We start from the raw sequence: 16,270 nt of genomic DNA, 5'->3' as shown, positions 1-16,270 counted from the left end.
CACCCATCATGACCAACCTGGCCATCGCGGCGAACGGGCTGCGCAAGTCGTACGGCGACAAGATCGTGCTCGACGGCGTCGACCTGGCCGTCCCCGAGGGAACGGTCTTCTCCCTGCTCGGTCCGAACGGCGCGGGCAAGACCACCGCCGTCAAGATCCTCTCCACCCTCGTCGGCGCCGACGCCGGCGAGCTGCACGTCGCCGGCCACGACCTGGCCGCCGCCCCGCAGGCGGTGCGTGCCGCGATCGGTGTCACCGGGCAGTTCTCCGCCGTGGACGGGCTGATCACCGGTGAGGAGAACATGCTCCTGATGGCGGACCTGCACCACCTGTCCAGGCGCGAGGGGCGGCGGGTCACCGCCGAGCTGCTGGAACGCTTCGACCTCGTCGAGGCGGCGCGGAAGCCCGCCTCCACCTACTCCGGCGGCATGAAGCGCCGTCTGGACATCGCGATGACGCTGGTCGGCAACCCGCGGATCATCTTCCTCGACGAGCCGACCACCGGCCTCGACCCGCGCTCCCGCCACACCATGTGGCAGATCATCCGCGAGCTGGTCACCGGCGGCGTCACCGTCTTCCTCACCACCCAGTACCTGGAGGAGGCAGACGAACTCGCCGACCGCATCGCCGTCCTCAACGATGGCCGGATCGTCGCCCAGGGCACCGCCGAGGAACTGAAGCGGCTCGTCCCCGGCGGACACGTACGGCTCCGCTTCGCCGCCCCGGTCGCCTACCGCTCCGCCGTGACCGCCCTCGGCGAGGTGACCCGCGACGACGAGGCCCTGTCCCTCCAGATCCCCAGCGACGGCAGCCAGCGCGAACTGCGCTCCGTACTCGACCGCCTGGACGCCGCCGGCATCGAAGCCGACGAGCTGACCGTCCACACCCCCGACCTCGACGACGTCTTCTTCGCCCTCACCGGCGGCGCCCGCACCCTCCCCAACCAGCCCAAGGAGGCTGTCCGATGAGCTCCTTCTCCCTCGCCGTCCGCGACTCCACGACGATGCTGCGCCGCAACCTGCTCCACGCCCGGCGCTATCCGTCGCTCACGCTCAACCTGCTGCTGACGCCGATCATGCTGCTGCTCCTCTTCGTCTACATCTTCGGCGACGTGATGAGCGCCGGCATCGGCGGCGGCGCGGACCGGTCCGCGTACATCGCGTACGTCGTCCCCGGCATCCTGCTGATGACCGTCGGCGGCACCGTCGTCGGGACCGCGGTGTCCGTCTCCAACGACATGACCGAGGGCATCATCGACCGTTTCCGGACGATGGCGATCCACCGCGGGTCGGTGCTCATCGGGCACGTCGTCGGCAGCGTGCTCCAGTGCGTGATGAGCGTGGTCCTCGTCGGCGCCGTCGCCGTGGCCATCGGTTTCCGCTCCACCGACGCGAGCGCCCTGGAGTGGCTGGCGGCGCTCGGACTGCTCGTGCTCTTCGCCACGGCGCTCACCTGGATCGCCGTCGGCATGGGACTGGTCAGCCCGAACGCCGAGGCCGCCAGCAACAACGCGATGCCGATGATCCTGCTGCCGCTCCTCTCCAGCGCCTTCGTCCCGGTGGACGCGATGCCGGGCTGGTTCCGGCCGATCGCCGAGTACCAGCCGTTCACTCCCGTCATCGAGACCCTGCGCGGCCTGCTCCTCGGCAGCGGGATCGGGCACAACGGATGGCTCGCGGTGCTCTGGTGCCTGGGGCTCGCGGTGCTCGGCTACTTCTGGTCGGCCGCCACGTTCAACCGCGACCCGAAGTAACCGGTCGGGTGACGTCCGCAGCTTTCAATCTGATGGCCCGGGCAAGAGCCGTCTGTGTAGAGTGATGGCGGCTTGCCTCCTTAGCTCAGCTGGCCAGAGCACCGCTCTTGTAAAGCGGGGGTCGTCGGTTCGAACCCGACAGGGGGCTCCGTGCACCGAAGGCCCCGGACCTGCTTGGTCCGGGGCCTTCGGCATGCCCGGGGCGCGCGCGTCAGTGGCGGCCGGAGATGCGGTCCGCCAGGCGGGCCAGCGGGGTTGTCGTGGGCCGGTGGGTGGCGGTCTCCCGGCGGTCGGCCTCGCGGTAGGCGGCGTAGAGGGCCTGGACGCCGAGCCAGCGGAAGGGCTCCGGCTCCCAGCGGCGGACCTTGTGGCCCACCCAGGGGAGGGCGGTGAGGTCGGTGCGGTCCAGGGTGACGGTGGCGCACCAGTCGCGGGGGACGCCGAGGACGCCCGACCAGGCGTGCGTGATCTCCGTACCCGTGAGCTGCGGGAAGAAGGAGAAGAGGAGGGCGCTCAGGGCCTCGATCGTGGCGGGCTGGGTGCGGCCGTCGTTGTCCGTGCGCGAGCCGAAGCGGTACGGGACCCCGCGGCCGCCGATCGCGATGCGGTCGTCGGCGGTGCGCTGGGCGTACATGTACGCGTGGGCCATGTCGCCGAGGACCGGGAAGTCCGACCAGCCCAGCTGGTCCCAGGTCGTGGCGGGGAGCGGGGCGGTGACGATCATCGAGGAGTTCATCGGGAGCCACGAGCGCTTCTGGCCCTTGAGCGCGGCGGTGAAGCCCTCGGTGCAGCGCAGGACGTACGGGGCGCGGACGGTGCCGTACGGGGTGACGGCGCGGCGGGGGGCGATCTCGGTGACGGGGGTCGACTCGTGGATGACGACGCCGAGGCGTTCGCAGGCGGCGGCGAGGCCCCTGACCAGCTTGAGGGGGTGGATGCGGGCGCCGTGCGGGCTCCAGCTGGAGCCGACGGCGTCGGCGATGTCGATGCGGCGGCGGGTCTCGGTGGCGTCGTACAGTTCGCGGTCGCTCTCGCCGAAGGAGAGTTCGGCGGCGTGGAAGGCCTTGAGCCGGCCGAGCTGGGCGGGGGTGCGGGCGACTTCGAGGACGCCGCCGCGGTGGATGTCGGCGTCGATGCCCTCCTTGGCGGTGACGTCGACGACCTCGGTGACCGTGTCGTTCATGGCGTTCTGGAGGCGGCGGGCCGCCTCGTGGCCGTGGAGTGCGGCGTAGCGGTCGCGGCCGGCGATGCCGTTGTAGAGCCAGCCGCCGTTGCGGCCGGAGGCGCCGTAGCCGCAGAACTTCTGCTCCAGGACGGTGATGTGGAGGTCGGGGGCCGCCTGCTTGAGGTAGTAGGCGGTCCACAGACCGGTGTAGCCGCCGCCGACGATGACGACGTCGGCGGTGGTGTCGGCGGTGAGGGGGGCGCGGGGTGGGGTGGCCGCGCCGCCGGGGTCGGTCGCGTACCAGAAGGAAATACCGCCGTTGATCGTCATGGGGGAGTTGGTACACCCGGTTCCGGTGGGGCGTCCAGGGGCTGGTTGTCGTGCGTTGGGGCGGGTTTCCAGACCGGATGGCCGATGTGGGAGCGGCGGCGGGAGTCGTAGGGTGGCGAGGGTTTTGGCATGTTTTGGGGCGAGAGTCCGGCTCATGGCTGGCGGCATGCGCTGGGGGCGCGCGGGCCGGATCGGCACGGGGGGCGCGGCGGCGGTGCTGTCGGCCGGTGCGCTGGGGGGCGTCTGTCCGGCGCTCCCGTTCAGGCGTGCCGGGCCGGGCTACCTTCGGAGCATGGTGGACTTCGGGGAGATTCCGGACGGCCTGGTGGAGGCGCAGCTCAGGTTCAACGGCGACGCGGGGCGGGGGTTCATCGCGGCGCTGCCGGGGCGGGCGGCACGGTTCCTGGAGCGGTGGGAGCTGCGGTGCACCGGGCCGGCCATGCACGGGGTGACGGCGTTGGTGCTGCCGGTGGAACGGGCCGACGGGAGCGCGGCCGTACTGAAACTGGTGGCGCTGGACGAGGAGAGCGCGGGGGAGCCGATCGCGCTGCGCGCGTGGGCCGGGCGGGGCTGCGCAAGGCTCCTGGAACACGACGCGGAGACGGGCACGCTGCTGCTGGAGCGGCTGGACGAGCGGCGGCACCTGTCGGCGCTCGCCCGGCGGGACGCACGGCGGGCGGTGGGGGTCGTCGGGGAACTGCTGGCGCGGCTGACGGCGGTGCCCGCGCCGGCCGGGCTGCGCGGGCTGGGCGAGATCACGGCGCGGATGCTGGAGGACGTACCGCGGGCGGTCGGGCTGCTCGCGCAGGAGCGGGAGCGGCGGGTGCTGCGGGACTGCGCGGCGGCGGTGGCGGAGGTCGCCGGGGAGCCGGGGGACCGGCTGCTGCACTGGGACCTGCACTACGACAACGTCCTGGCGGGCGGCCGGGAGCCGTGGCTGGCGATCGACCCGAAGCCGCTGGCGGGGGACCCGGGCTTCGACCTGCTGCCGGCGATCGTCGGCAACTTCCGTGCGCAGGAGGTGCGGTGGCGGTTCGACCTGCTGACCGAGGCGGTCGGGCTTGACCGGGAGCGGGCCCGGGCGTGGACCCTGGGGCGGGTGCTGCAGAACTGCCTGTGGGATCTGGAGGACGGGGAAGTACGCCTGGACGAGGAACAGTTGACGGTCGCCGAGGCGCTGCGGGGGCGGTGACGCGCGGACACCTGCCGACCGGACGGGCGCCTAGGCTGCCTGCATGATCCGTCACGCCGAAGTCACCGATGTGCCCGTCATCCACGCGATGATCCGCGAACTCGCGGAGTACGAGAAGGTGCCGCACGAGGCGCGGGCGACCGAAGAGCAGCTGCGGGAGGCGCTGTTCGGGGACCGCCCGGCGGTGTTCGCGCACATCGCGGAGACCGACGACGGCGAGGCCGTCGGCTTCGCGGTGTGGTTCCTGTCCTTCTCCACCTGGCGCGGGGTGCACGGGATCTACCTGGAGGACCTGTACGTCCGCCCGGGCGCACGCGGCGGCGGCCACGGCAGGGCACTGCTGGCGGAGCTGGCGCGGACGTGCGTGGAGCGCGGCTACGAGCGGCTGGAGTGGTCGGTCCTGAAGTGGAACGCCCCGACGATCGCCTTCTACGAGGCCCTGGGCGCGCGGCCGCAGGAGGAGTGGTCGGTGTACCGCCTCACGGACGGCCCCCTGGCGGAGCTGGGCTCGGCGTAGGGCGGCCCGGGCCGGTCAGGGTTCCAGGACCACTTTGCCGGTGGTGGCGCGGGTTTCCAGGGCGTGGTGGGCGGCGGCGGCCTCGGCCAGGGGGTAGCGGGTCAGGGCCGGGCGCAGGCGGCCGGCGGCGGCTTCGGCGAGGGCGCGGGTTTCCAGCACGCGCAGCGGGTCGGGGGCGCCGACCTGCTGGAGCATGGCCGGGCCGAGGACGCCGCGGGTGGTGATACCGCGGGCGGTGAGGTCGGCGCGTTCGGCGTCGGTGAGGTCGAGAGGGCCGCCGGACCAGCCGAAGACGAGGTGGCGGGCGCCGGGGGCGAGCAGGGTCAGGGCCGTGCGGGCGGTTTCGCCGCCGACGGAGTCGAAGAGGACGGTGGCACCGGCCGGGTACCGGGCGCGGACGGCGTCGGGCCAGGCGGGGTCGGTGTAATCGAGGGCGAGGTGGGCGCCGCCCGCGGCGGCGCGGGCGGTCTTGGCGGGGCCGCCGGCGAGGGCGATCACGGTGGCGCCGGCGTTCACGGCGTACTGGACGAGCAGGGTGCCGATGCCGCCCGCGGCGGCGGGGACCATCGCGACGGAGCCGGGGCCGAGGTCGGCGAACTGGAGGATCCCGAGGGCGGTGCGGCCGGTGCCGATCATGGCGACGGCCTCGGCGGGGTCGAGGCCGGGCGGTACGGGGTGCAGGCGCTCGGCATCGGCGACGGCGTACTCGGCGTAGCCGCCGGGGACGAAGCCGAGGTGGACGACGACGGTACGGCCGAGCCAGGCGGGGTCCGTGCCGGGGCCGAGGGCGTCGACGGTGCCGGCGACCTCGCGGCCGGGGACGGTGGGGAGTTCGGGCAGGGCGGGCGCGGGGCCGCGTACGCCCTCGCGCAGGGCGGTGTCGAGGAGGTGGACGCCGGCGGCGGCGACGGCGACGCGGACCTGGCCGCGGGCGGGGACGGGCACCGGGACGGCCTCGTACGTGAGGTTCTCGGCGGGGCCGAAGGCGTGGAGGCGGATCGCGTTCATGGTGGGCGTGGTGGGCGTGGCGGGCGCGGCCGGCTCGGTGGTCATGGGCCCCACGCTCGTACCTGAAGCGTGGTTGAGGTCAAGGGGTTGTCAGTGGGGTCGGTCACGATGGGGGGATGGTGCGCAAAGGGCAGGAGCAGACGGTGAAGGCGGCGCGACGGCCGGAGTTGCGGCTGCCGGAGCTGGTGGCGTGGGCCGGGGGCGGGCTGGAGCCGGACGGGGACTACGACGGGGTGGAGTTCACGGACCTGGATCTGGCGGGGCAGGAGGGGATCGGGGCCCGGTTCATGGACTGCGCGGTGCGGCGCTGCGCGCTGGACGAGGCGGGGCTGGCGAAGGCGCGGTTCCTGGACTCGGTGCTGGAGGGGGTCCGGGGGGTGGGGACGGACCTGTCCGGGGCCTCGTTGCGGGACGTGGAGCTGGTGGACGCCCGGCTGGGCGGGGTGCAGATGCACGGGGCGGTGCTGGAGCGGGTCGTGGTCCGCGGGGGGAAGATCGACTATCTGAACCTGCGGAAGGCGCGGCTCAAGGACGTGGTCTTCGAGGGGTGCGTGCTGGTGGAGCCGGACTTCGCGGGGGCGGTGCTGGAGCGGGTGGAGTTCCGGGACTGCGCGCTGCGCGGGGTGGACTTCAGCGGGGTCCGGCTGCAGGACGTGGACCTGCGGGAGGCCACGGAGCTGGGGATCGCGCGGGGCGTGGACGCCTTGGCCGGGGCCGTGATCAGCCCGGCGCAGCTGTTCGACCTCGCCCCGGCGCTTGCTTCCCAGCTGGGGGTGCGGGTGCTGTGACGGCGGCCGGATCGGTGCGATCGGTGCGATGCCGGGTGCGGCGCCGTTGCGGGGGCGCTGCCCCCGGGCCCCCGCGCCTCAAACGCCGGCGGGGCTGAAGATCGGGGCTCCGCCCCGGACCCCGCGCCTCAAACGCCGGCGGGGCTGGAGGGGAGCGGCGGGGCTGAAGATCGGGGCTCCGCCCCGGACCCCGCGCCTCAAACGCCGACGGGGCTGGAGGGGCCGGCGGGCTGGAGGGGCCGGCGGGGTCAGGCTGGGACGCGGGGGAATTTGGCCTGGAGGGTCCAGATGACGGGGTTGTCGGCGAGGCCGTCGTGCATGTCGACGAGGTCCGCGACCAGGTCGTGCAGGAAGTCCCGGGCCTCGCGGCGCAGCAGGCGGTGGCTGAAGGTCAGCGGGGCCTCCTCGGCCGGCATCCAGTCGGCCTCCACGTCGACCCAGCCGAAGCGGCGCTCGAAGAGCATCCGGTCCGTGGACTCGGTGAAGTCGAGTTCCGCGTGCTGGCGGTGGGCCGAGCGGTTGCCGCGGGGGTCCTGGTCGAGCTGTTCGACGATGTCGCACAGCGCCCAGGCGAAGTCCAGTACGGGCACCCATCCCCAGGCTGTGGACACTTCCCGGTCCGTGGTGGTGTCCGCGAGGTAGACGTCCCCGCAGAACAGGTCGTGCCGCAGGGAGTGGACGTCCGCCGAGCGGTAGTCGGTCTGCGGGGGGTCGGGGAAGCGCCGGGAGAGGGAGTAGCCGATGTCGAGCACGTACCCGATGGTGTCACGTGCGCCCGGGGCCGCTCACCTCCGGTGTCAGGGCAGCAGGCGCTGTTCCTTGGCCACCGAGACCGCGCCCGCGCGGGTGTCGACGCCGAGTTTGTCGTAGATGCGGCCCAGGTGGGTCTTGACTGTGGCTTCGCTGATGAACAGCGCACGGGCGATGTCGCGGTTGCCCAGGCCGCGGGCCAACTGGCCGAGGATGTCCAGTTCGCGGTCGGTCAGGGTGGGGCGGGTGCCGCGCATGTGGGCCATCACGCGGCTGGCGACGGGCGCGGAGAGGGTGGTGCGGCCCTGGGCGGCCGAGTGGATGGCGGCGAAGAGTTCCTCCGGGCGTTCGGCCTTGAGGAGGTAGCCGGTGGCGCCCGCGCCGATCGCCCGGGTGATGTCCGCATCCGTGTCGTACGTGGTGAGGACGAGGACGTGCGGGGGGTTGGGGGCGGTGGTGATGCGCCGGGTGGCCTCCACCCCGTCGATGCCGTCGCCGAGCTGGAGGTCCATGAGGACCACGTCGGGGCGGAGCTTCGCGGCCAGGGCGACGGCCTCCTCGCCGCTGCCCGCCTCGCCGAGCACCTCGATGTCCGGCTCGCTGCCGAGGAGGGCGAGGAGGCCGGCGCGGACCACCACGTGGTCGTCGCAGAGCAGGATCGTCGTCATGGGGCCGGCTCCAGGGGGATGGCCGCGGAGAGGACGGTGCCCTCGCCCGGCGCGGATTCGATCGTGAGGGTGCCGCCGAGCTGGCGGACCCGGGCCCGCATCGCGGGCAGGCCGTGGCCGCGCTCGGCGGCGTCGGTCCGGGGCTCGGCGAATCCGTGGCCGTCGTCGGCGATGTCCAGGACCACCTGGTCCCCGAGGAAGCTGAGCGTGAGTGCGGCCGTACGGGCGCCCGAGTGCTCGCGGACGTTGGCCAGCGCGCCCTGGGCTATGCGCAGCAGGGCGGACTGGACGCGGTCCGGGAGCGGGGCGGGGGTGCCTTCGAGGTGGAAGCGGACCTCGATGTCCGGGCCGGCGTCCAGGGCGCGCAGCGCCGCGGCGAGGCCGGCGCCGTCGGCGAGCTCGGACGGGGCCAGGTCGTGGACGAGCCGACGGGCCTCGGCGAGTCCGTGTGCGGCGATGCCGGTGGCGGTACGGACGTGCGCGCGGGCGGTGGCCGGGTCGGTGTCCCAGGTGCGGTCGGCGGCCTGGAGCAGCATCTGCTGGCTGGACAGGTTCTGGGCGAGGGTGTCGTGGATCTCCATGGACAGCCGCTGCCGTTCGGCGAGGGTGCCTTCGCGGCGCTCGGTGGCGGCCAGTTCCCGGCGGGTGCGGATCAGGTCGTCGATCAGTGCCCGCTGGGCCTGGGCCTGGCGTTCCATGTGGACGAAGACGGCGGTGGCGAGGGCGGCGACCGCGGGCGGGGCCAGGAGCAGGTTGGGGTCGAAGGACTTGGACAGCTTCAGCTGGGCGATCACCACGAAGCCGGTGAGGAGGGCGACCAGGACGACGGCGGCGCGGGGCGGGAGCGTGCGCAGGGCGGTGAAGAAGAGCGGTACGGCGCACCAGGCGAAGCTCGGCGCGAGAACGACCAGGACCACCCACGTGGTGACGACCAGGCCGAGCCAGAGGAGCCGGCGGGCGGTGGGGGCGGCGCCGAGGGCGGGGCCGAGGACGTAGAGCAGGGCCAGGGTGATGCTGAGGGCGATGATCCACGGGGTGCGGGGGTCGCCGGGGTGGCGCAGGAGGAAGCGGAGCAGGGAGGCGCCGAGGAGGAGGAAGAAGGCGGTGTGGGCGACGGTGGCCAGCGTGCGGGTGTCGTCGCGCGGCGGGGCGGGTGTCACAGGGTGCTCCTCGGTCGAGGCATGCGTCCATTGTCGGGTGCGGCGCCGCTGCCGGGGCGCTGCCCCGGACCCCGCGTCAAACGCCGGCGGGGCTGAACCATCGGGGCTCCGCCCCGGGCCCCGCGCCTCCGGCGCCGGCTGGGAGGAGTCTGTGACCAGGAAATACCGCGCCGGAGGCGGGCCGCATCGGCCGATCGGTTGACCCTCGGGTCAACCGGTGCGGTGGGCGGGGGAAGCCGGTACGGGGACGGGGTGGCGGGGGGTTCGGGGACAGGCTTGGAGAAGTGAAGGAGCCGGTCCGACCGGCCCGGACCGAAGCGATGCCGTCACCCCGTCACCCGTCCCCGTGTCACCGTTCTCAGGAGCAGAGATGAACACCCGCACCCGCGTTCTCACCGGTACCGCCCTCGCCGTCGCCCTGGGCGCCGGTGCCTTCGGCGCCGTGAGCGCCAGCGCCACCCCTGCCGCCGACGCCACCCCGGCCGCCGTCGCCGTCGCCGACAAGAAGGACGGGCCGAGCGACAAGAACTTCACCACGACCACGCACCTCACCGTCGACGCCGCCACCCGCGCCGCCCAGGCCGCGCTGCAGGCCGCGCAGGCCGAGAACCAGAAGGTGACGGTCGCGGTGGTGGACCGCAACGGCAACACCATCGTCACCCTGCGCGGCGACGGCGCCGGCCCGCAGTCCTACGAGTCGGCGCAGCGCAAGGCCTTCACCGCCGTGTCCTGGAACGCCCCGACCTCGGTGCTCGTGGGCCGCCTCGCCCAGACCCCGAACCTGAAGGACATCCCCGGCACCCTCTTCCTCGGCGGCGGCACCCCGGTGCAGGCGAACGGCGCGCCCGTCGCGGGCATCGGTGTGGCCGGCGCCCCGAGCGGCGACCTGGACGAGAAGTTCGCCAAGGCCGGTGTCGACGCCCTGGGCAAGTAGCCCGTACGGACGGCCCGCCTAGGATCGAGTGCGTGGAACACCGCGCACTCCTCCGCCTTGCCGTCCCTGCCGTCGCCTCCCTCCTCGCCCTCACCACGGCGTGTACGGGAGGCACGGTGCAGGGGCGGCCGGGCGCGTCGGGCCTGCGCGACCCGTACTTCCCCAAGGCCGGCAACGGCGGCTACCAGGTCGACCACTACGCGCTGGACCTGGACTACGACCCCGCCGACGGGGAGCTGCACGGTACGGCCGTGATCACCGCCCGCGCCGAACAGGGCCTCAGCTCCTTCAACCTCGACCTCAGCGGTCTGAAGGTCGAGGGCGTGAGCGTGCAGGGCGTCCGGGCCCGCTACAACCGGACCGGCAACGAGCTGACCGTGCGCCCGGCCGAGGACCTGAAGAAGGGCGAGGTCTTCCGTACGGAGGTCGCGTACGGCGGCAAGCCGAAGACCCTCACGGACGCGGACGGCTCCAAGGAGGGGTGGATCACCACCGAGGACGGTGGGGGCGCCTCCGCCGGCGCGGCGACGCGGGCCGGTGCGGTCGGCGTCGGTGAGCCGGTCGGGTCGATGACCTGGTTCCCGGGCAACCACCACCCCAGTGACAAGGCCACCTACGACATCACGCTGACCGTCCCGCGCGGCTACGAGGCCGTGTCCAACGGGGAGCTGCGTTCCCGTACCGAAGGTGCGGACGGGCGGACCGAGTTCGCGTGGCACAGCCCGGAGCCGATGGCGAGCTATCTGGCCACCGCCGTCGTCGGCCCGTACAAGGTGACGACGGGGCGGACGCCGTCGGGGACCGCCCTCTACACCGCCGTGGCGCCGGGTGAGGCGGCCGCGGGCACGGGGCCCCTCGCCAGGCTGCCGGAGATGGTGGAGTGGGGCAGCGGCCGGTTCGGCCCGTACCCCTTCGGCACGGCGGGCGCGGTCGTGCTGCCGGCCGGCAGCCTCGGGTACGCGCTGGAGACCCAGACGAAGCCGGTCTTCTCCGGTCCGCCCGAGAGCGAGGAGCTCGTCCTGCACGAGCTCGCCCACCAGTGGTTCGGCAACTCGGTGTCGCCCAAGTCCTGGAAGGACATGTGGCTCAACGAGGGCTTCGCGACCTACGCCGAGTGGCTGTGGGCCGAGGATCACGGCGGGCCCACCGCCCAGCGGCACTTCGAGGCGTTCCTGGCCGGTGACACGTCCGTCGACGAGGCGGCCGCCTCCGGCTGGGACGCCTTCCCGCCCGCCTCCCCGCCCGGTCCCGACCACATCTCGGACGAGCCGGTGTACCACCGCGGCGCGATGGTCCTGCACCGGATCCGCCAGGAGGTGGGCGACGAGAAGTTCTTCGCCCTGGTGCGGGGCTGGGCCGCGGACCACCGGCACGGTAACGCGAGTACGGCCGACTTCACCGCCTACGCGCAGGAGAAGACGGGGCACGACCTGAAGAAGGTCTGGGACGTCTGGCTGTACGGCGAGGGCCGGCCCAGGTAACCGGCCCGTCGGCTACGGGGCTTCGAGCGGCTTGCGCAGCACCGTGCAGGCGCGGCCGCGCTCGCGGTCCTCGGCCCGGCGCAGTTCGGCGTACCCCTGGGCCTGCCAGAAGGCGAGGGCCTTGGGGTTGTTGTCGAGTACGGCGATCTGGACGCCGGTGCGTCCGGCGGCGCGGAAGCGGTCTTCGACCAGGGTGGCGACGGCGCGGCCGTACCCCTCGCGGTGCGCGGTGGCGTCGATGAGCAGCAGGCCGATCCACGGATCCGCGCCGGCGGAGGCCGGGTCCGGGTGGTGGGCCAGCGTGGCGGCCAGGCCGACGAGGCGGCCCGCGGAACGGGCGAGGAGGATCTCGGCGCCGTCGTGGGCGAGTTCGTCGGCGAGGGCGGCCGCGACCTGTTCGACGGTGATGCGGTCCGGGTCGGGGAAGTCACCGCTGAGTTCGAAGAACGCGTGGTTCGTCGAGTAGAGGGCGGCGATCTCGGTGAGGACCGGGCCGGGGAGGGCGCCGTCGACGGGGGCGAGCGGTTGGAGGATCACCTGTCGAACGGTAGCGAAGCCCCCTCCCCGGACGGCCGGGAGGGGGCTTCACCAGCGCTGGAGCCGCGCTCGGCCGTCTTTAGACGTTGACGCCGAAGTCCTGCGCGATGCCGGTGAGGCCGGAGGCGTAGCCCTGGCCGACCGCGCGGAACTTCCACTCGGCGCCGTTGCGGTAGAGCTCGCCGAAGACCATGGCGGTCTCGGTCGCCGCGTCCTCGGAGAGGTCGTAGCGGGCGATCTCGGCGCCGCCGGCCTGGTTCACGACGCGGATGTACGCGTTGCGGACCTGGCCGAAGTTCTGGCTGCGGGCCTCGGCGTCGTAGATGGAGACCGGGAAGACGATCTTGTCCACGTCGGCCGGGAGGCCGGCGAGGTTGACGTTGATGGCCTCGTCGTCGCCCGCGCCCTCGCCGGTGCGGTTGTCACCGGTGTGGACGATGGTCTGGTCCGGGGTGGACTTGTTGTTGAAGAAGACGAAGTGGCCGTCGGAGACGACCTTGCCGGTCGCGTTGACCGCGATGGCCGAGGCGTCGAGGTCGAAGTCGACACCGGTCGTCGTACGGACGTCCCAGCCGAGGCCGACCGTGACGGCAGCGAGGCCGGGGGCCTCCTTCGTGAGCGAGACGTTGCCGCCCTTGGACAGGCTGACAGCCATGGGAATGTCCCTTTCCTCATCCAACATGCACGTACAGGCGGTCAAACTACCGCTGCCCCCTATAACGCGACGAGAGGCCTGTCGGGTTCCCGCCGTGAAATCTGAGTGACGCGGGCGGGGGCGGGCGCGGATCATAGGGGGCATGCCTGGTCCTTATGTCATCCGCGGTTCGGTCGTGCTCCCCGAGGGCGAGCTCGCCTGGCGCTTCTCGCGCTCCTCCGGGCCCGGCGGGCAGCACGTGAACACCTCCGACTCGCGGGTGGAGCTGATGTTCGACCTCGCGGCGACGAAGGCGCTGCCGGACGTGTGGAAGGAGCGGGCGCTGGAGCGGTTGGCGTCCCGCCTGGTGGGCGGGGTGGTGACCGTACGGGCCTCCGAGCACCGCTCGCAGTTCCGCAACCGGGAGATGGCGCTGGTGCGGATGGCCTCGCTGCTGGCGGAGGCGACGGCTCCGCCCCCGAGGCAGCGGCGGGCGACGAAGATCCCGCGGGGGATCAACGAGCGGCGGCTGCGGGAGAAGAAGGCGCGGGCCGAGACCAAGCGCGGGCGTACCGGGCGCGACTGGTAGCGCCGGCGGCCCAGGCCGAAAGATCGGGGCTCCGCCCCGGACCCCGCGGCTCGAACGCCGGCGGGGGCCGGACCGTGCGGCTGGGCCGGATGCCGGCTACTGGCCGTTCAGGTGCCGGTAGCGGCCGCGGAAGTACGTCAGGGGCTGTTGGTCCGGGGACGGGAGGGCCGCCGTCAGGACGCGGCCGATGACGAGGGTGTGGTCGCCCGCCTCGACGCGGTTCTCGGTGCGGCACTCCAGGGTGGCCAGGGCGCCGGTCAGCAGCGGGGCGCCGGAGGCCTCGCCGCGTACGTACGGCAGGTCCGCGAAGAGCAGGCGGTCGCTGATGCGGCCCTTCATCGCGAAGCGGCCCGCGACCTGGAGCTGGTGGTCGGCGAGGACCGAGACCGCCCAGAGGGGCTGCTCCGCGAGCAGGTCGTCCATCCGGGAGCCCTCGCGCACGCTCACCAGGACCAGCGGCGGGTCCAGGGACACGGACATGAAGGCGGTCGCCGTCATGCCGACGTCCTCGCCGCGCGGACCGTCCGCCGTCAGGGGGGTCTCGTGTGCGGTGATCAGGCACACGCCCGCCGCCAGCCGGGACATCGCGGCTCGGAACTCGTCATTGCTCACTCCCTCAGCATGCGGGTTTCCGTGGGAGGGGTGGGGCACGGGGGTCGTCTTCAGCACGCTGAAACGCTAATCTCGCCCTTCCGCGCCACACATCGGGCCCTGGTCCGAGTCGCGCCCCCGCCCCTTGGCCTAGGCCCCGGCGTATCGTTTGCTCTCGGGAATGTGGGGGAGCGCTCCCAGTCGGCACGAGCCTTTCCACGCACCGTTATTCATCTCATGTGACTTGAGTCACAGAGAGCAAGATTTGTTGACCCTGTGTACCTGCCGCACAGCTCACTGTGATTCAGTGGACGGGACACCGCAACGAAACGCCGATGACAAACCTGGAGTTGCTGTCGAGGTCTCGGGGAGAGCGAGCAATGGAGACCGAGTCGGAGCCGTACGTCCGTCTTGCGACCCTGCGGCAGCTGCACCGGGTGGTGGCCGATCTCAACACGGCCCGGAGCCTGGCGGACACTCTGCAGACCGTCGTGGACGGCATCGTCGTGGGCCTCGGTTACGAACTCGCCTGTGTCAACCTCGTACGCCCTGACGGCGATCTGGTCGTCGCCGCCTTCGCCGGAGACCCCGCCGCCGAGGCGCTCATCACCGGCCGCGTCGGCTCCCGCGCCTCCTGGGAACGCCGCCTGACGATGGGTGAGAACTGGGACGGGCTCCGGTTCATCCCGCACACCGAGGGCTGGATCCTCATGGAGGACGACGTCCCCCAGTGGCACACGGACGGCCCCGATCCGCGCTTCGAGGACGAGTGGCACCCCGAGGACCGGCTCTACGCCCCCATGTACGCGTCCGGCGGGGAACTTCTGGGTGTCATCTCGGTGGACAGACCGCGCAACGGCCGCCGCCCCGGCGCGTGGGGGCGCGAAGCGCTCCAGATGTACGCCTTCCAGGCCGCGATTGCGATCAGCAATGCGAGGCTCCGGGCGAACATGCAACGGGCCCTGGTCCGGCTGGAGCGTGAACAGCAGGCGCTGCGCGCCAGCGAGGAGTCCTTCCGGCAGGCCTTCGAGTACGCGCCCAGCGGCATGGCCATCGCCGAGATGGGCGGGGACCAGCACGGCCGGCTGCTGCGGACCAACGACGCGCTGTGCCGGCTGCTCGGCCGGCCGGCCTCCGTGCTGCGCCGCTACTCCTTCTCCGACCTGGTCCACCCCGAGGACATCGGCACCCTGCTGCGGACCTCCGCCGAGGGCGGGCGCGCCGAGCTGCGCCTGGGCCGGCGCGACGGCACGTATGTATGGGTCTCGCTGCGCAACTCCGTCGTCGCCGACGCCGCCGACGGCCCGCGGTTCCTGCTGACGCACGTCGAGGACATCGAGGAGCGCAAGCGCCACGAGCTCCAGCTCGCCCACCGCGCCAGCCACGACTCGCTGACCGGCCTGCCCAACAGCGCCGAGCTGCGGTCCCGGCTCGGCGCGCGGCTGTGCCGCAGGCCACAGTCCGTGCGCGCCACCGCGATCGAGGCCCTGGACGCGGCCTTCGAGGGGCGCGACGGACACGACGGGCGCCCGGTGCACGACGGCTACGAGGTGCGCACGGAGGCGGGTGGTGCCGGTGAGCACGGCTTTCAGGCCGACGGACCCGACCGGTACACCGGGTCCGACCCCTTCGATTTCCCCGGGGCGCCGGCCGCGACGCCGGAGGACGGCCCGTACGACCACCACGTGCACACTGTGGCGCCGGCGACCGATATCGACGACGGGACGAAGGGGCTCGCGGTGCTCTTCTGCGACCTCGACGGCTTCAAGTCGATCAACGACAGGTTCGGGCACCACACGGGCGACGCGGTCCTGATCGAGGTCGCCCGGCGGCTCACGACGGGCGTCAGGGACGGTGACACCGTCGCTCGGCTGGGTGGTGACGAATTCGTCGTCCTGGCCGACGGGCTGGGTGCGGCGGACGCCGCCGATCTCGCCGTCCGACTCCGCAACGCGATCATCCCGCCGATCCGGGTCGACGGACGTGCGGTCCGGGTGGGAGCCAGTTTCGGCATCGGCTGGGCGAGCTGCGGGATGTCGGCGGACGAGGTGCTGCGCTCCGCCGACCAGCGGATGTACATCGAGAAGCGGTCGCGCTCCAAGGCGCACCGCAGGGCCGGCTGAGGCGGTCTGTCGCCCGTGGGCGCACGTGTTCGGGGTAGGCTCCCGGGGGT

Annotated in this window: 17 protein-coding genes and 1 tRNA gene; 10 read left to right on the top strand and 8 right to left on the bottom strand. The window is 72.9% G+C overall.

Features of this window, described 5'->3' with window-relative positions; translation table 11 throughout:
* Nucleotides 1-8 precede the first annotated feature (8 nt).
* The 3 genes from ACZ6JT_RS25520 (at nt 9) to ACZ6JT_RS25510 (ending at nt 1,901) form a co-directional block, all read left to right on the top strand.
* Nucleotides 9-968 carry an ATP-binding cassette domain-containing protein gene (locus tag ACZ6JT_RS25520; protein ID WP_469213140.1) on the top strand — a complete coding sequence of 320 codons (960 nt, stop codon included), beginning with the start codon at nt 9-11 and terminating at the stop codon, nt 966-968.
* Nucleotides 965-1,753, top strand: coding sequence for an ABC transporter permease (locus ACZ6JT_RS25515; protein ID WP_469213138.1), 789 nt, complete (start codon nt 965-967; stop codon nt 1,751-1,753). Before ACZ6JT_RS25520 ends, ACZ6JT_RS25515 begins: the two co-directional genes overlap by 4 nt.
* A 74-nt stretch (nt 1,754-1,827) precedes the next feature.
* Nucleotides 1,828-1,901, top strand: a tRNA-Thr gene (locus tag ACZ6JT_RS25510).
* A gap of 63 nt (nt 1,902-1,964) precedes the next feature.
* Here the strand turns inward: ACZ6JT_RS25510 and ACZ6JT_RS25505 are convergent.
* Nucleotides 1,965-3,248, bottom strand: coding sequence for an NAD(P)/FAD-dependent oxidoreductase (locus ACZ6JT_RS25505; RefSeq protein WP_469213137.1), 1,284 nt, complete (start codon nt 3,246-3,248; stop codon nt 1,965-1,967).
* A 292-nt stretch (nt 3,249-3,540) separates the two neighbouring features.
* On the opposite strand from ACZ6JT_RS25505, the gene ACZ6JT_RS25500 reads away from it, so the two are divergent.
* Complete coding sequence (locus ACZ6JT_RS25500) at nt 3,541-4,440, top strand: aminoglycoside phosphotransferase family protein (protein ID WP_469213135.1); 900 nt, start codon at nt 3,541-3,543, stop codon at nt 4,438-4,440.
* A 43-nt stretch (nt 4,441-4,483) separates the two neighbouring features.
* Entirely contained in the window at nt 4,484-4,957 is a 474-nt protein-coding gene (locus ACZ6JT_RS25495) for a GNAT family N-acetyltransferase (RefSeq protein ID WP_469213133.1), read from the top strand.
* Nucleotides 4,958-4,972: 15 nt separating this feature from the next.
* Here the strand turns inward: ACZ6JT_RS25495 and ACZ6JT_RS25490 are convergent, their stop codons facing one another.
* Nucleotides 4,973-5,965 carry a zinc-binding dehydrogenase gene (locus ACZ6JT_RS25490; RefSeq protein ID WP_469213298.1) on the bottom strand — a complete coding sequence of 331 codons (993 nt, stop codon included), beginning with the start codon at nt 5,963-5,965 and terminating at the stop codon, nt 4,973-4,975.
* Between the two features lie 116 nt (nt 5,966-6,081).
* On the opposite strand from ACZ6JT_RS25490, the gene ACZ6JT_RS25485 reads away from it, so the two are divergent.
* A complete protein-coding gene (locus ACZ6JT_RS25485; RefSeq protein WP_469213131.1) occupies nt 6,082-6,753 on the top strand; it encodes a pentapeptide repeat-containing protein in 672 nt (223 codons plus the stop codon).
* A gap of 248 nt (nt 6,754-7,001) precedes the next feature.
* Here ACZ6JT_RS25485 and ACZ6JT_RS25480 read toward each other — a convergent pair whose 3' ends face one another.
* From ACZ6JT_RS25480 to ACZ6JT_RS25470, 3 genes are read right to left on the bottom strand one after another with little or no spacing between them, the layout of a single operon-like run.
* On the bottom strand, nt 7,002-7,505 hold the full coding sequence (locus ACZ6JT_RS25480) for a hypothetical protein (RefSeq protein ID WP_469213129.1): 504 nt from the start codon (nt 7,503-7,505) through the stop codon (nt 7,002-7,004).
* 45 nt (nt 7,506-7,550) lie between these two features.
* Entirely contained in the window at nt 7,551-8,171 is a 621-nt protein-coding gene (locus ACZ6JT_RS25475) for a response regulator (RefSeq protein ID WP_469213128.1), read from the bottom strand.
* Entirely contained in the window at nt 8,168-9,331 is a 1,164-nt protein-coding gene (locus ACZ6JT_RS25470; RefSeq protein WP_469213127.1) for a sensor histidine kinase, read from the bottom strand. Before ACZ6JT_RS25470 ends, ACZ6JT_RS25475 begins: the two co-directional genes overlap by 4 nt.
* Before the next feature lie 370 nt (nt 9,332-9,701).
* On the opposite strand from ACZ6JT_RS25470, the gene ACZ6JT_RS25465 reads away from it, so the two are divergent.
* Complete coding sequence (locus ACZ6JT_RS25465) at nt 9,702-10,265, top strand: GlcG/HbpS family heme-binding protein (protein ID WP_469213125.1); 564 nt, start codon at nt 9,702-9,704, stop codon at nt 10,263-10,265.
* Nucleotides 10,266-10,297: 32 nt separating this feature from the next.
* Entirely contained in the window at nt 10,298-11,746 is a 1,449-nt protein-coding gene (locus ACZ6JT_RS25460) for a M1 family metallopeptidase (protein ID WP_469213123.1), read from the top strand.
* A gap of 12 nt (nt 11,747-11,758) precedes the next feature.
* On the opposite strand, the gene ACZ6JT_RS25455 is transcribed toward ACZ6JT_RS25460, so the two are convergent.
* On the bottom strand, nt 11,759-12,283 hold the full coding sequence (locus tag ACZ6JT_RS25455) for a GNAT family N-acetyltransferase (protein ID WP_469213121.1): 525 nt from the start codon (nt 12,281-12,283) through the stop codon (nt 11,759-11,761).
* A 79-nt stretch (nt 12,284-12,362) separates the two neighbouring features.
* Nucleotides 12,363-12,938 (bottom strand): TerD family protein, encoded by a 576-nt coding sequence (locus ACZ6JT_RS25450; protein ID WP_362395804.1) that lies wholly within the window; start codon nt 12,936-12,938, stop codon nt 12,363-12,365.
* Between the two features lie 142 nt (nt 12,939-13,080).
* Between ACZ6JT_RS25450 and arfB the strand changes: the two genes are divergently transcribed.
* Entirely contained in the window at nt 13,081-13,506 is a 426-nt protein-coding gene (gene arfB, locus ACZ6JT_RS25445) for an alternative ribosome rescue aminoacyl-tRNA hydrolase ArfB (protein ID WP_030718838.1), read from the top strand.
* A 96-nt stretch (nt 13,507-13,602) separates the two neighbouring features.
* Here arfB and ACZ6JT_RS25440 read toward each other — a convergent pair whose 3' ends face one another.
* Nucleotides 13,603-14,091: a flavin reductase family protein gene (locus tag ACZ6JT_RS25440; protein ID WP_469213296.1), complete on the bottom strand. Its 489-nt coding sequence runs from the start codon at nt 14,089-14,091 to the stop codon at nt 13,603-13,605.
* A 386-nt stretch (nt 14,092-14,477) separates the two neighbouring features.
* Between ACZ6JT_RS25440 and cdgB the strand changes: the two genes are divergently transcribed.
* On the top strand, nt 14,478-16,220 hold the full coding sequence (gene cdgB, locus ACZ6JT_RS25435; protein WP_469213119.1) for a diguanylate cyclase CdgB: 1,743 nt from the start codon (nt 14,478-14,480) through the stop codon (nt 16,218-16,220).
* The last annotated feature ends 50 nt before the right edge of the window (nt 16,221-16,270 follow it).

Source organism: Streptomyces sp. NPDC046308, assembly GCF_055588065.1.
This window is presented reverse-complemented; position numbering and strand designations above follow the sequence as displayed.

Bases quoted from the DNA above. Each gene is read 5' to 3' on its own strand.
- ACZ6JT_RS25520 (WP_469213140.1), top strand. From the start codon at position 9: ATGACCAACCTGGCCATCGCGGCGAACGGGCTGCGCAAGTCGTACGGC.
- ACZ6JT_RS25515 (WP_469213138.1), top strand. From the start codon at position 965: ATGAGCTCCTTCTCCCTCGCCGTCCGCGACTCCACGACGATGCTGCGC.
- ACZ6JT_RS25505 (WP_469213137.1), bottom strand. From the start codon at position 3,248: ATGACGATCAACGGCGGTATTTCCTTCTGGTACGCGACCGACCCCGGC.
- ACZ6JT_RS25500 (WP_469213135.1), top strand. From the start codon at position 3,541: ATGGTGGACTTCGGGGAGATTCCGGACGGCCTGGTGGAGGCGCAGCTC.
- ACZ6JT_RS25495 (WP_469213133.1), top strand. From the start codon at position 4,484: ATGATCCGTCACGCCGAAGTCACCGATGTGCCCGTCATCCACGCGATG.
- ACZ6JT_RS25490 (WP_469213298.1), bottom strand. From the start codon at position 5,965: ATGAACGCGATCCGCCTCCACGCCTTCGGCCCCGCCGAGAACCTCACG.
- ACZ6JT_RS25485 (WP_469213131.1), top strand. From the start codon at position 6,082: ATGGTGCGCAAAGGGCAGGAGCAGACGGTGAAGGCGGCGCGACGGCCG.
- ACZ6JT_RS25475 (WP_469213128.1), bottom strand. From the start codon at position 8,171: ATGACGACGATCCTGCTCTGCGACGACCACGTGGTGGTCCGCGCCGGC.
- ACZ6JT_RS25465 (WP_469213125.1), top strand. From the start codon at position 9,702: ATGAACACCCGCACCCGCGTTCTCACCGGTACCGCCCTCGCCGTCGCC.
- ACZ6JT_RS25450 (WP_362395804.1), bottom strand. From the start codon at position 12,938: ATGGCTGTCAGCCTGTCCAAGGGCGGCAACGTCTCGCTCACGAAGGAG.
- arfB (WP_030718838.1), top strand. From the start codon at position 13,081: ATGCCTGGTCCTTATGTCATCCGCGGTTCGGTCGTGCTCCCCGAGGGC.
- ACZ6JT_RS25440 (WP_469213296.1), bottom strand. From the start codon at position 14,091: ATGTCCCGGCTGGCGGCGGGCGTGTGCCTGATCACCGCACACGAGACC.
- cdgB (WP_469213119.1), top strand. From the start codon at position 14,478: ATGGAGACCGAGTCGGAGCCGTACGTCCGTCTTGCGACCCTGCGGCAG.